The 13,062-nt window shown below is 72.8% G+C and carries 13 protein-coding genes; 8 read left to right on the plus strand and 5 right to left on the minus strand.

Going from position 1 to position 13,062, the window contains the following annotated elements; genetic code table 11:
- On the plus strand, positions 1–2,406 hold a 2,406-nt coding region (locus tag AC559T_RS11885; RefSeq protein ID WP_498868729.1), incomplete at its 5' end, for a molybdopterin-dependent oxidoreductase.
- 220 nt (positions 2,407–2,626) lie between these two features.
- Positions 2,627–3,076: a pilus assembly protein TadG-related protein gene (locus AC559T_RS11890; protein WP_112104743.1), complete on the plus strand. Its 450-nt coding sequence runs from the start codon at positions 2,627–2,629 to the stop codon at positions 3,074–3,076.
- 68 nt (positions 3,077–3,144) lie between these two features.
- Here the strand turns inward: AC559T_RS11890 and AC559T_RS11895 are convergent, their stop codons facing one another.
- Positions 3,145–4,272: a hypothetical protein gene (locus AC559T_RS11895; RefSeq protein WP_498868730.1), complete on the minus strand. Its 1,128-nt coding sequence runs from the start codon at positions 4,270–4,272 to the stop codon at positions 3,145–3,147.
- A gap of 1,178 nt (positions 4,273–5,450) precedes the next feature.
- On the opposite strand from AC559T_RS11895, the gene prfB reads away from it, so the two are divergent.
- On the plus strand, positions 5,451–6,551 hold the full coding sequence (gene prfB, locus AC559T_RS11900) for a peptide chain release factor 2 (protein ID WP_071060442.1): 1,101 nt from the start codon (positions 5,451–5,453) through the stop codon (positions 6,549–6,551).
- Positions 6,552–6,957: 406 nt separating this feature from the next.
- Here the strand turns inward: prfB and AC559T_RS11905 are convergent, their stop codons facing one another.
- On the minus strand, positions 6,958–7,113 hold the full coding sequence (locus AC559T_RS11905; RefSeq protein WP_241831266.1) for a hypothetical protein: 156 nt from the start codon (positions 7,111–7,113) through the stop codon (positions 6,958–6,960).
- 10 nt (positions 7,114–7,123) lie between these two features.
- On the opposite strand from AC559T_RS11905, the gene AC559T_RS11910 reads away from it, so the two are divergent.
- The 3 genes from AC559T_RS11910 (at position 7,124) to cobA (ending at position 9,033) form a co-directional block, all read left to right on the plus strand.
- The gene (locus AC559T_RS11910) at positions 7,124–7,858 is read left to right on the plus strand and encodes a polysaccharide deacetylase family protein (RefSeq protein ID WP_373693963.1); all 735 of its coding nucleotides are present in this window, start codon (positions 7,124–7,126) and stop codon (positions 7,856–7,858) included.
- Complete coding sequence (locus AC559T_RS11915; RefSeq protein WP_498868731.1) at positions 7,842–8,102, plus strand: hypothetical protein; 261 nt, start codon at positions 7,842–7,844, stop codon at positions 8,100–8,102. Before AC559T_RS11910 ends, AC559T_RS11915 begins: the two co-directional genes overlap by 17 nt.
- 115 nt (positions 8,103–8,217) lie before the next feature.
- Positions 8,218–9,033 carry a uroporphyrinogen-III C-methyltransferase gene (gene cobA / locus AC559T_RS11920; protein WP_071060355.1) on the plus strand — a complete coding sequence of 272 codons (816 nt, stop codon included), beginning with the start codon at positions 8,218–8,220 and terminating at the stop codon, positions 9,031–9,033.
- A 7-nt stretch (positions 9,034–9,040) separates the two neighbouring features.
- Here the strand turns inward: cobA and AC559T_RS11925 are convergent, their stop codons facing one another.
- From AC559T_RS11925 to AC559T_RS11935, 3 genes are all read right to left on the minus strand, one after another.
- Positions 9,041–9,676 (minus strand): AAA family ATPase, encoded by a 636-nt coding sequence (locus AC559T_RS11925; RefSeq protein WP_498868732.1) that lies wholly within the window; start codon positions 9,674–9,676, stop codon positions 9,041–9,043.
- Entirely contained in the window at positions 9,673–10,839 is a 1,167-nt protein-coding gene (locus AC559T_RS11930; RefSeq protein ID WP_498868733.1) for a PQQ-dependent sugar dehydrogenase, read from the minus strand. Before AC559T_RS11930 ends, AC559T_RS11925 begins: the two co-directional genes overlap by 4 nt.
- A 193-nt stretch (positions 10,840–11,032) precedes the next feature.
- The gene (locus AC559T_RS11935) at positions 11,033–11,215 is read right to left on the minus strand and encodes a hypothetical protein (protein ID WP_020463240.1); all 183 of its coding nucleotides are present in this window, start codon (positions 11,213–11,215) and stop codon (positions 11,033–11,035) included.
- Positions 11,216–11,441: 226 nt separating this feature from the next.
- Here AC559T_RS11935 and ftsE point away from each other — a divergent pair, with 226 nt between their 5' ends.
- On the plus strand, positions 11,442–12,188 hold the full coding sequence (gene ftsE / locus AC559T_RS11940) for a cell division ATP-binding protein FtsE (protein ID WP_020463239.1): 747 nt from the start codon (positions 11,442–11,444) through the stop codon (positions 12,186–12,188).
- Entirely contained in the window at positions 12,188–13,060 is an 873-nt protein-coding gene (gene ftsX, locus AC559T_RS11945) for a permease-like cell division protein FtsX (protein ID WP_020463238.1), read from the plus strand. The genes ftsE and ftsX overlap by 1 nt, the downstream gene beginning before the upstream one ends.
- Positions 13,061–13,062: the final 2 nt, after the last annotated feature.

The raw sequence follows: 13,062 nt of genomic DNA on the forward strand, positions 1-13,062 counted from the left end.
ACGGGGACGGCCGCCGGCTCGGTGACTGCCCTGCGGGTCTGCCCGCTGTGCGAGGCGACCTGTGGGCTGGAGCTACGGATCACGGACGGCCGGGTGACGGCCGCCCGCGGCGACACGGAACATGTGTTCAGCCGTGGCTACCTCTGCGCCAAGGGAGCCTCCCTGCCGCAGTTACTCGGCGACCCCGACCGGCTTCGCCGTCCGCTGCTGCGCGACCGGGCCACCGGTGAGCACCGTGAGGTCGACTGGGACGAGGCGTTCGCCGCCGTCCACGCCGGGCTGCGGCGGGTGGTCTCCGCCCATGGCCCGGCCGTGGTCGCGGCCTATCTCGGCAATCCGAACGCGCACTCGATGGCCGGCGCCCAGCACAGGCCGGCGTTCACCCGGGCGCTGCGGACCCGCGCCGCGTTCAGCGCCTCCACGGTCGACCAGATGCCCATGCACGTCGCATGCGGCCTCGTCTTCGGCCACCCCTCGCTCATCCCGGTGCCCGATCTGGACCGCACCGACCACCTGCTGATGCTCGGTGCCAATCCGGCGGTGTCCAACGGCAGTCTGTGCACGGCGCCGGACTTCCCCGGCCGGCTGGCTGGAATCCGCGCGCGTGGCGGGCGGGTCGTCGTCGTCGACCCACGCCGCACCCGCACGGCCGCCCTCGCCGACGAGCACCTGCCGATCCGGCCCGGGACGGACGCGCTGTGGCTGTTCGCGATCGTCAACGTCCTCGCCACCGAAGGGCTCGTCCGCCTCGGCCCGCTCGCCGCGCACCTGTCCGGAGCGGACAGCGTCGCCGAGCTTGCCGCGCCGTTCACCCCGGAGCGGGTCGCCGCGAGCTGCGGAATCCCGGCCGAGACGACCCGGCGGACTGCTCGCGAGCTCGCCGCCGCGCCGCGAGCCGCCGTCTACGGGCGGATGGGCACGACCACGGTCGAGTTCGGCACCCTGACCAGCTGGCTGACGATCGCCCTCAACGCGATCACCGGCAATCTCGACGTCCCGGGCGGCGCCATGTTCGGCCGGGGTGCGCACGGCCGCGCCGACCGGGTGCCCGGCGGGCGGGGCGGTGGGCGCGGGTGGCGCACCGGGCGCTGGCACACCCGCGTCCGCGGTCTGCCGGAGGTGATGGGCGAGCTGCCGGCCGCGGCGCTGGCCGAGGAGATGGACACCCCCGGAGACGGCCGCCTACGGGCGCTGTTCACCATCGCGGGCAACCCGGCGCTCTCCACACCGGACTCCGCCAGGCTCGCCGCGGCACTGGCCCAGCTGGACTTCATGGTGAGCGTCGATCCGTACCTCAACGAGACGTCCCGGCACGCCGACGTGGTGCTGCCGCCGGCTGATCCGGCCCGGGTCGGGCACTACGACTTCGCGCTCGGCGCGCTGGCGGTGCGCACCGTGGCGACCTATTCGCCGCCGGCGCTGCCGCCGTACCCGGGCGGGATGGCCGAGCACGACATCCTGGCCCGCCTCACCCTCATCGCCCTGGCTCTCGCCGCCGAGCCGGCCGATGCCGACGCGACAACCGACGCGGAGCTGCCGGTCGAGGACCCCCGGCCAGCCGATGCCGCGGTCTGGACCGACACCGCCGTCGCGGCCTTCCACGAGTACCTGATCGAGGAGGCACTGCGGCGGGCGGTCACGGAGCCCGGCTCACCTGTCGCCGGGCGGGACGTCGCCGAACTGGGCGCTCTCGTGGACGGCGACGGCGCACCGGAACGCCTGCTCGACATCGCGCTTCGCACCGGGCACTTCGGTGACGCGTTCGGTGCGCGGCCCGGCGGGCTGAGCCTGGCCACGCTGCGGGCGAACCCGCACGGGATCGATCTGGGACCGCTCGAGCCGCGGATCCCGGCAATGCTGCGGACGGCCAGCGCGACGGTGGAGCTGTGCCCCGACCCGATCGTGGCCGACGCCGCCCGCCTGCGCGCCGCCCTCGACGCCCACGAGGCGGCTGAGGGCCGCGAGCCCTCCATGACCCCGGGTTCCCCAGAGGCACCGGAGAGCCCGGGCAGCCCGGGACTGACCCTGATCGGCCGGCGTCACCTGCGGACGAACAACAGCTGGCTGCACAACGTCCCGGCGATGGCCCGGGGACGAGATCGCTGCACCCTGCTGGTGCACCCCGACGACGCCGCCCGCCACGGCGTCCGCGACGGCGGGTCCGCCCGGATCACGTCCACCGCCGGCTCCCTCGACGTCCGGGTGCAGGTCAGCGACGAGATGATGGCCGGTGTCGTGTGCCTGCCGCACGGCTGGGGCCACGGCCTCGCCGGCACCCGGATGTCGGTCGCCGCCGGACACCCCGGAGTGAACACGAACATTCTCACCGACGGTTCGCGGATCGACCCGCTCTCCGGTACCGCCGTGCTCAACGGCATCCCGGTGTGGATAGGACCGGTGGGCTGAACGCCGGAATCCGGCTGCCGTCCTCGGGCCGGCGCACACCCGGCACACCGGTGCGGGCCGTGTGCGTGCCGCCGCGGCGTTAAAGTCCAGACACGTCTCTTTACGGCGGTGGATGTCCGGCTCGTTTCCTGCGCGGCGGACGTCCCGGCGGTGGCCGGCGTCGGTACCGCGGCCGGTCCGGGAATCCGTCGACCGGCGGATGGCACCTGGGGAGCATGGGATGGCTGACGCGCGCGAACCGGTCGACCGTGACGGCGGGACGATTCTCATCCTGACATTGGGATATCTCATGTTGGCCGCGATGCTCGCCGTGGTGGTCACCGACGTGTCCGCGCTGTATCTCGCCCGTCGGTCCGTCGCGTCGGCCGCCGATGGTGCCGCCCTCGCGGCCGTACAGCGTATCGACGAGAACGCGATCTACACCGCCACCGAGGATTTCGAGGCACTGCCGTTGTCGGACATCGTCGACGCCGTCGACGAGTACGAGGCGCAGGCGGACCCGTCCGGCCGGACCGCCCTGGACGCTTCTCTCGTCGACGCGACGACCGTCCGGGTGGAGGGCAGCCGGACGGTGGAGCTGCCGGTGGTCGGTTTCCTCGGTGTCGGCCCGGTGACGGTGCGCGCGGGCGCGCAGGCCCGGTCGCTGGTCAGACCGCCCGCCGGGCCCTGAGCTCGCCGGCCCTGAGCCCGCCGAGCGTCGAGTCCACCGAGCACCGAGTCCGCGGTCCGGGCCGCGGCTCAGAGGTCCTTGCGGCCCGACATCATCTCGGCGCGCGGCGACGGGACGGCCGTCGACCCGCCGGCGTGGGTCAGGGCCACGTCGTGGCAGGCCTCGTCGCCGGGGCTCGGTGCCGCTGCCGGGAGCGCGATCCACCCGGCGGTGGCCGCCACGAGATCGTCGAAGCCGTGACCTGTCCGGATCTCGGCGAGGTCGGAGACGTCGCGCACCAGGCGGGCGACCCACTCGGCCGGCCGGCGGGCGGCCAGGGCGACCGCGTCGGAGGCGTGCTCGACCGCCTCGTCCCGGTCCGGGAAATCGCGGGCGATCGCGGCCCGCGACTGAGCCATCCGCACCGAGACGATCATGCCGGTCTGGCCGCTGCGGGCGATGAGCGACGCGGCCCGGTCGAGGTAGGGAGCCGCCTCGTCGGCCGCGCCGACGGTGGTGAGCGCTTCTGCACAGGCGAGGGCCAGGTCGGCAGGTGAATAGGTGTCGAGGCTGAACCCGGGACGTCCGTGCACGTCCTCACCGAGCTCCGCCATGGTGGCCCAGGCCCGGGTCACGGAGTCGCGCACGCCCGCGGCGTCACCGGCGGCGGCACAGGCGCTGGCGGCGACCTTGCCCGAGATCAGGGCCCGGGTGGGGCTGCGGCCGGCGATCCGCGCGGCCGAGCCGGCGATCTGCAGGGCGACGGCCGGGCTGTGCGGGCGCACCACCCGGGCGCGCAGTGCCAGTGCGCGGGCGGCGAGCGGGCCGTCCCCGGCCGCGCGGGCCAGGGACGCGGCGCGGTCGGCGCGGGCCGCGGCTTCGCCGTGCCGGCCCCGGTCGTACGAGGCGGCGGCGGCAGCGGTGGTGACCGCCGCGTGCAGCCACATCCAGTCGATGGCGGCGCGCCCCCGCAGCCGGTACTGCTGCGGGATGGTCCGACTGGTCTCCTCGAGTGGCTCGAGGGTGGACGCGGTGGTGGCGAGATCGACGGTCTCGTAGTTCGCGACGGCCGCGCGCAGTGCCCCGAGGCACGCGTCATGCAGGCTCGAGGCGGTCTCGTGACCGGCGGCCGGTGTCGGGCTCTCGGGGCTCATCGGGACCACGGCCAGTACGCCGGTCGTGAGCAGGACCGCACGTCGATCGACGCCAATCGACACGAGGGGACCCTCCGTTCGCAATCCGCTCGCCCGTGCCCGCTCGGGTGTCTTCCGGGCGTCGGCGGCCGGCTGTTGCGAGTGCGCATATCCGCTGACCTCACGTCTGTCGCCGTTGTGTCGTCTGCATGTCCCGTCGCCGGTGACGGAGGCGCCGCGCCATGACGGGGCGCCGCCGGTGGCCGCCGACCGATGCCGGCTGCCGATGCGGTAGGTCTGTTGTCGCCGGCCGCTGCGACTGTCGTCGGACGCCGCCGTCGCGGACGGCGCCGCCGTCCGAAAACGCGGCGCGCTGTCCGAAACACCTGGCGTCCCACAATGCCGCGAGAACCCACGATGTCGCGAGTAAGGAAGGGTCGGCGTCATCCTCGACGCATTGGCCGATCCGGCGGCTTCGTCGCCGCCAGGGCTTCATCGCCCGTGCACGATGCCGTCACCCACCGGAACGGTGCCCGCGGCGGTGCAGGCATCAACCGGCGCGGGCTCCCCCCCGGCACCATGTCGCCCGGCGGTTCCGTGGGCCCGCGGACCTCGTTGTCCACCGGCTTGGGAACCGCCGCGCCGTGCGTCGCCCGGGTGGGCCCGGAAGGCCGCCCTGATCCGTTCGGATCTGATCCGTTTGGACCATCTGCCGAGTCGGACCGAGGCTCCACCAGCTGTACCCGGGCTTCTCACCGCGCCGCGATGCAATCGACGATATCGCTTCGCGCTGTCTCGGGAGTGGTTCGGGTGCGGGGCGTGATGTGGAACGCACCTTGCCCGTTGCCGTCCAGGAAACATCGCGCTCGATTTAGTGCGCTTGATGTGACCTCGGAGCCGCGATGTTAACCGAATATTTCGGCGTGCCGTTGCATGTTTCTTCCCCGTGACCTGCTTCTCGGGGTGTTCGATGGTTCGAAAGGCGGTCCCAACGGACCGTCCGTCCCGGGCGCGACGGGACCGCCGACGGGCGGTGGTACCGCCGCGCGACGGCGCGGAGGCGCTGCGTCCCGCGGCGGTGCGGAGCCGGCACCGCGGTGCGGATCCGGCCCGGTGGTGCCGCCGGTCCCGCGCGTGGGAGACGCGGGAGAGCCGCTCCGGGCCGAGGCGCCGGCTGATCGCGGCAACCCGTGGGCGGGCTGGTGGAGGGCCCGGATCAACCGTTCGTCGGCTCCCGCGTGCACGCCGGTAGGCTGGGTCACATGGCCGTCGACCTCTCCGAGGAGATCAAGAATCTCGACGCGACGCTGACAGGTATCGCGACCGTGCTCGATGTCGAGGGTCTGCGTCGCCGCGCTCAGGCGCTGGAGCAGGAGGCGGCCGACCCGGACCTGTGGAGCGACCAGGATCGCGCCCAGGCGGTGACGAGGCGGCTGTCCGCTGTGAAGGGTGACATCGGCCGGGTGGAGGGCCTGCGCCGCAGGCTCGACGACCTCATCGCCGCCCTCGACCTCGGCGACGACGACCTGCTCACCGAGGCGGCCGCCGACCTCCCCGCGCTGGCGCGTGACATCTCCACGCTCGAGGTCCGCACCCTGCTCTCCGGCGAGTACGACGAGCGTGACGCGATCGTCCAGCTCTCGGCTGGCGCGGGCGGGGTGGACGCGGCCGACTGGACCGCCATGCTGCTGCGGATGTACCTGCGCTGGGCCGAGCGGCACGGGTACGCCACCGAGGTCTTCGACACCTCCGAGGCGGAGGAGGCCGGTCTGAAGTCGGCCACCTTCCAGGTCAAGTGCCCCTACGCCTACGGAACGCTGCGCAGCGAGCACGGTGTGCACCGGCTGGTGCGCATCTCGCCCTTCGACAACCAGAACCGGCGCCAGACGTCGTTCGCCGGCGTCGAGGTGACTCCCGCCGTCGAGGTCTCCGACCACGTGGACATCGACGAGAAGGAGCTCCGGATCGACATCTTCCGGTCCTCCGGACCGGGTGGCCAGGGCGTCAACACCACCGACTCCGCCGTGCGGATCACGCACCTGCCCACCAACATCGTCGTGACCTGCCAGAACGAGCGCAGCCAGCTGCAGAACAAGGCCGCCGCGATGATGGTCCTGCAGGCCAAGCTGCTCGAGCGGCGCCGCGCCGAGGAGGCCGCGGAGAAGCAGCGCCTCACCGGCGGCCCGCAGGATGTCTCCTTCGGTTCACAGATCCGGAACTACGTGCTCCACCCGTACCAGATGGTCAAGGATCTGCGGACCGAGGTCGAGACGTCGAACACGAACGCCGTTCTCGACGGGGATATCGACGACTTCATCGACGGTGAGATCAGGTGGCGCAGGGCCACCGAAAAGCAGGGCTGACAGGTCTTTTCCGTGGCTTCCGGCCATGATTCGGTAATCCCACCGGTCGTTATCAGTCGGAAAGCTGCGGACTTTTCCCAGCCAATCCCGTTCACTGGCGTGAACAGATCGGTCACCGCACGGGAAGCGGATCTTTGGCCGGCCACGTTTGCGTACCGGACCATTACCCTCCACCCTGTCGAGGTGGACATCGAGGGATTGGCTCTCCGGCTCTGCGCGTGTAGAGTGACGCTCCGTTTGGCGTCATCGCTCGACGTGGTTCCCTCGGACCGGTCGGTAGGCGCGGGATGGGGGCATCACGTGGATTCGCGGTTCTGCCGCTCGTGGCACACCCGGTCGAAGTACTGTCGTTCCACGTACTGCCGACTGAGCTTCTTCGACGATACGGCGGGTGGAATGTCCGAACTCACGGTAGTCGCTTCGGGGCGTGACAACCGATGACCGGGATGTCGACGGCCACGGCGGCTTCGCCGGACGGAACGTGGCCCACAAGCTCCCCGGGCGACGGCTCGCCGTCGGCGCCGTGCCGGTCCGCGCTCCCCGTGCTGATGTACCACAGCATCGGTGACTCGGTGAGCGCCGACTTCCGCAGGTGGGAGGTGCCCGCGGGGGTCTTCGCCGAGCAGCTCGGCAGCCTCGTGGAGCACGGCTACACCGTCACCAGCCTGTCCGACGCGCTGGCGAACCCGCGGGAGCGCCAGGTCGCGGTGACCTTCGACGACGGCTTCGAGGATTTCGTCACCAGGGCGCTGCCCGTTCTCGCCGAGTTCGGCGCGGCGGCGACCCTGTACGTACCGACGGCCTACGTCGGTCAGCGGGCGCGCTGGCTGGAGGCGTACGCCGAGCGTGAGTTGGCCCTGCTCGACTGGCCCGCGCTGGCCGCGCTGGCCGACCGGGGGATCGAGATCGGCGCCCACGGCCACCGGCACGTGGAGCTGGACGTCGTGCCGCCCGCGATCGCGCGTTACGACGTCACGGCGAGCATGCGCACGATCGCGGAGGAGACCGGTCACCGTCCGGACAGTTTCTGCTATCCGTTCGGTTACCATTCACCCGGTGTCCGACAAATCGTCGAAAGTGCCGGATTCGGTTCGGCGTGCGAGGTCGGATACAGAATCCATCGCCGGAGCCGTTCGCGTTTCCAGGTCAGCCGCCTGATCGTCGGCCGGTCAGTCGGCGCGGCCGACATTCTGCGGCTCGTGACGGAGGGGCATCGCGACGCGGCTCTCGCCGCGCGGCGCAGGCTCCGGGCCGGATGGCGTGCCTACCGTTCGATCCGGTGGCGCCTGGGTGTGGAAACTGCGTGAGCGCGGGCCGCCCAGAACGGCGGTCATCGTCTGCTGTCATCTTGTCGAGCGATGGGACCTGCTGATCCGGGCGCTTGATTCGCTCGCGGCTCAGGAACACCGTCCCGATCAGATCGTCGTCGTCGTCGACGACGGCGATGACGATCTGTACGACCGAATCATCGCGCGAGGCGGGCCGGAGTTGTCACACCCGCTGCCGGTGCGGCGACCGGTCGCCGCCGAGGTCGGCCAGGACGCACACTGACCACACGGCCTCCGCGGCCGGGCCACCGCGCCCGGTCCGCAACGTGACGCGGCGCGACGCCCGGTGGGGCAACGCGGCGCGGGGCGACACGAGGTGGGACGACGCGAGGTGGGGAGTGGGCGTGGACGCACAAGCGGGATGGGTAGCGCTTGTCGGAGGCGGGCCGGGCCGGGGTGATCTGATCACGCTGCGCGGCCTGCGCCTGCTGCGGCGCGCCGACGTGGTCGTCGTCGACCGCCTCGCCCCCCGTGAGCTGCTGGACGAGCTACGGCCGGACGTCGAGATCGTCGACGCCGGCAAGGCACCGCACGGCCACAACCTCACCCAGGACGAGATCAACGCCCTCATCGTGGAACGGGCGCTGCGTGGCCTCGGGGTCGTCCGTCTCAAGGGCGGCGACCCGTTCGTCTTCGGTCGGGGCGGTGAGGAGGCGCTGGCCTGCACCGCCGCCGGCGTGCCGTGCGAGGTGGTGCCCGGGGTGACCAGCGCGGTAGCCGTGCCCGCGATGGCCGGGATTCCGGTCACCCACCGCGGCATCACCCAGGACGTGGCGATCGTCAGCGGCCACCTCGACCCGTCCCACCCCGGTTCGACGGCGGACTGGGACGCGCTCGCGACCGGTCCCGGCACCGTGGTAGTGCTCATGGGGGTCGCGGCGCTGCCCCGGATCAGCGCTGAGCTGATCAAGCGCGGGCGGTCACCGCAGACCCCGACCGCGGTGATCCACGCCGGCGGCACGGAGCACGAACGGCTGGTGACCGGCCCGCTGGGCGAGATCACCCGGCTGGCGCTGGCGGCGGACGTCTCCTCGCCGGCCGTGATCGTCATCGGCGAGGTCGTCGCCCTGCGCGACCAGCTCGCCGTGGGTCGCATCCCGGATCGCGCGGACGACGGCCCTGCCCGGGACGACGGCCCCGGTCAGGTGGGGTGAGCAGGGCTCACTCGAACCGGATCTCGGTCAGGCGGGCGGCCTCCTCGCGGCTGATCCCGCGCGCGAACGTCCAGCCCTCCCGGGCCAGCGACCCGTCCTGCAGGGCGGCGCGCATCCGGGCCCACGACCGTTCGTGCCGCCGGAACGACCGGTGGGGGACGACCCGTCCGCGTGCGTGTTGCCCGGCCAGCGCCGCGGCCGGCGAGGTCTCCAGGAAGACCAGGTGGGCGGGACGGTGGCGCAGCCGTGCCAGGGCGGCCACCGTGCGCCGGGCCCACGTCCGGGTGCCGCACTCGTGGATCACCAGGTTGCGGCGCGGACCGGCCGTCCAGGCCGCGATCCGCCAGTAGTGGACGGTGTGCACGACCGGTCGGTAGAGCGCGTACGGGAGATGCCCGAGCCGCCGGGCCAGCGCGGCCCGCACCTGCGCGGAATCCAGCACGAGCGGGTCGTCCGCCCGCCCGCCCGCCGGCCCGGCACCGCGGCCGGGGGCGGGGGCACCGTGGTACAGCCGTTGGATCAGTGTGCTCTTGCCCGCGCCCGGGATGCCCGCGACGACCAGGACGCCGCCGGCTGGAACGACCATCGACCATCCGGTGCCCGGGTCGTGATCGGATGCCGCGCTGGCGACGCGCTCGCTCATCTCAGCGACACGATCCGGTCGTCGCCGGTGGCGGGCCTGCCACGGCCGTCGGTGTTGGACGTCGTCAGCCACAGCCCGCCGTCGGGCGCCGTCACGATCGTGCGGAGCCGCCCGAGCTCGCCGGCGAGCAGCGCCTTCGGCTCGCCGGTGACCCGGCCGTCGGCGAGCTCCACCACCCACAGCCGCTCCCCGCGCAGCGCGGCGACGTGGAGGATGTCGTCCCGGATCGCGATCCCGCTCGGGGACGCCTCCGCGGTGGTCCAGGTGACCTGCGGGTTCGTGTAGCGGCCGCCGTCGGTGTCACCGGTTCCCTCGACCGCCGGCCAGCCGTAGTTCGCGCCCGGGGTGATCAGGTTGATCTCGTCGAAGGTGTTCTGGCCGAACTCCGATGCCCACAGCCGGCCGCCGGCATCCCAGGCGAGGCCCTGCACGTTGCGGTGCCCGAGGCTGTAGACCAGCGAGGACGGCGTCGGATTGCCGGCGGGCACCGCGCCCTCCGGCGTCATCCGCAGGATCTTCCCGTTCAGGCTGGACGGGTCCTGCGCGGCGCCCGGGTTCCCGGCATCGCCGACGGCCGCGTAGAGGAGGCCGTCCGGCCCGAAGGCGATTCGCCCGCCGTTGTGGTTCGGCGCGGCGCGCAGACCGGTGAGCACGTCCTCGACGGCGCCGGCGCGGGCGCCGTCGAGGCGGAAGCGCGCGATGCGGTTGTCCGATGCCGAGGTGTAGTAGGCGTAGACGAGGCCGTCCGTCTCGTGGTGTGGGGAGATCGCGAGGCCCAGCAGACCGCTTTCGCTACGGTGCGTCACGGGCAGTGTGAGGATGTCCACCGGGGTGCCGCCGCCCGCGGGCACCAGCAGGACGCGGCCGCTGTCGCGCTCCCCGACCAGGGCCCGCCCGTCGGGTAGGAACGCCAGGCCCCACGGCGCCGCTAAACCGGTGACCACCGGTGACGGTTCCCCGAGCCCGCCCGCGCCGCCCGCGGACGCGGCCGGGGGAGCCGCAGCCGAGGCTCCGCCGGCGGGCCCGGTCGCGGACGGCTCCGGTTCCCCCGGGCCGCCCGCACCCACCGGCCCGTCCGTGTCCGCGGAGCCGCAGCCCACCAGCAGAGCGAGCACGGCGACGACCGCCGCGAGCAGCCGTGGGGCACCGGACGGAACGCGCATGATGCTCCTGACGGCGGTATCGGCCTGACGGCGGTATCGGCCTGACGGCGGTATCGGCGGGCGGGCTCTACACCTGAAACGGTCACCAGCCGCCGAGCGTGCCCGCCCGGCCCCGTGTGCCACATCGAGCGACCGGACCACCGCTACGGACGGCGACGTCCCAGGGCAGGCCGACCGCTACCGCCGAGCGGGCTCAGACGCGGTAGCCGGCCAGGAGCATCAGCGCGAGCAGCACCGTGAGCAGGGCGATCAGCAGCTGTGGCGAGACGGTGAACGAGGAGTGGTGCAGGGACTCGCGGGCGGCGCGGCACGCCGGGCAGCGCCCCTCGGCGACTGGAGCGGCACACCTCGCGCAGACCAGGTCATCGCAGCACATGCCGTCCTCCTTCGGCCCGGTCCGGCAACCGACGGACCAGCGCACGCTGGTCCGTCACCGGCTGGACGCGATACGACTCCACGGTACGCCCGGCTGATGCGCTGCGCCGCCGTAAGCCACCGGGCGGGACGGGCCACCACGGACGCGCGCGCCCCGAGGTGCGGGACCTGGCCCATCCGACTACGTATCGTGATGGGTCTGCTGCGTTGAGGATGGGGAGGTCCTGATGATCCGGTTGGCCTCCGTGACCAAGCGCTACGCCACCGGGAGCCGACCTGCCCTCTCGGACGTCACCCTCGAGATCGGCGTGGGGGAGTTCGTGTTCCTGGTGGGCCCCTCCGGCTCCGGTAAGTCGACCCTGCTGCGGCTGCTGCTGCGCGAGGAACGGGCGACCGCGGGCCTGGTCGAGGTCGCCGGGCGGGACGTCGCGCGTATCCCCGACCGCAGGGTCCCCCAGCTGCGGCGGACCGTCGGCTGCGTCTTCCAGGACTTCCGGCTCCTGCCGGACCGGACGGTCGCCGGGAACGTCGCCTTCGCGCTCGACGTCGTCGGCCGGCCTCGGCATGTGGTCCGAACCGTTGTCCCCGAGGTGCTCGAGCTGGTCGGCCTCGCCGGCAAGGAGAAACGCTTCCCGGACGAGCTGTCCGGCGGCGAGCAGCAGCGGGTCGCCATCGCCCGGGCGTTCGTCGGCCGCCCGCGGGTCCTGCTCGCCGACGAGCCGACCGGCAACCTCGACCCGGCCACCGGCTCCGAGATCATGGAGCTGCTGGAGGACGTCAACCAGGCCGGCACGACCGTGCTCATGGCCACGCACAACGCCGGCCTGGTCGACGCGATGCGCCGCCGGGTCCTGGAGCTCGACGCCGGCACGCTCGTCCGCGACGAGCGCCGCGGCGGCTACGACGCGGGGCCGGTCACCATCCCCGACCAGCGGACCGAGCCCGTCCGCCCGGCCGGTGGGGCGGCGGGCTGATGCGGCCCGGCCCGCTCCTGGCGGCGCTGGCCACCAGCCTGCGCCGCAACCTCGCGATGACCTGCGCGGTGGTCGTGACCGTGACGATCTGCCTGGCCCTGCTCGGCGCCGGCCTGCTGCTGCGCGCTCAGGCACGCACCGTCGACCGGTTCCTGCTCGACCAGATCGAGGTGGTCGTGGATCTGCGGGACGGCCTCACCGACGCCGACCGTTCCGCGCTGCGCGCCGAGCTCGCCGCCGACCCGTTGGTAACGAAGGTCACCTACGAGACCAAGAAGGACGTCTACGAGCGGTTCCGCCGTGACTTCCGGAGCTCCCCGGACGTCGTGGCCGGGATCGGCCCCGACGACCTCCCCGCCTCCTTCCGGCTGACCCTGGTCGATCCACGGGATGCCGAAGAGATCGTCTATGCGTACACTGGCCGGGACGGCGTCGAGGCCGTTCGGGATCAACGTGCCCTCCTCGGGCCGCTCTACCGCTTTCTCGACGCGTTCACCCTGGGAGCCTTCGCCCTGGCGGCGGCGCAGGCCGTGGCCTCGTTCACGCTGATCTACACGATGATCCGGATCTCCGCCCACGCGCGCCGGAAGGAGACCGCGATCATGCGGCTCGTCGGCGCGACCAACGCCACGATCCGAGCGCCGTTCGTGCTGGAGAGCGCCCTCGCCGGCCTGTTCGGCGGGCTGCTCGCGGCAGCCGCCCTGGTGCTGGCCAAGATATATCTGGTGGACGGACGATTCGCCCATCAGACAATGTTCCCTCTGTTCGGATGGGACGCGGTGTGGACGGCGGTCGCGGTGGTGCTCGCCGTCGGGGTGGCCGCCGCGGCGGGGATGGCCTCCGTCGCGCTGCGCCGGCACCTGCGGGTGTGACG

The sequence above is a fragment of the Frankia sp. Hr75.2 genome (genome assembly GCF_949319125.1).
Lineage (GTDB): Bacteria > Actinomycetota > Actinomycetes > Frankiales > Frankiaceae > Parafrankia > Parafrankia soli.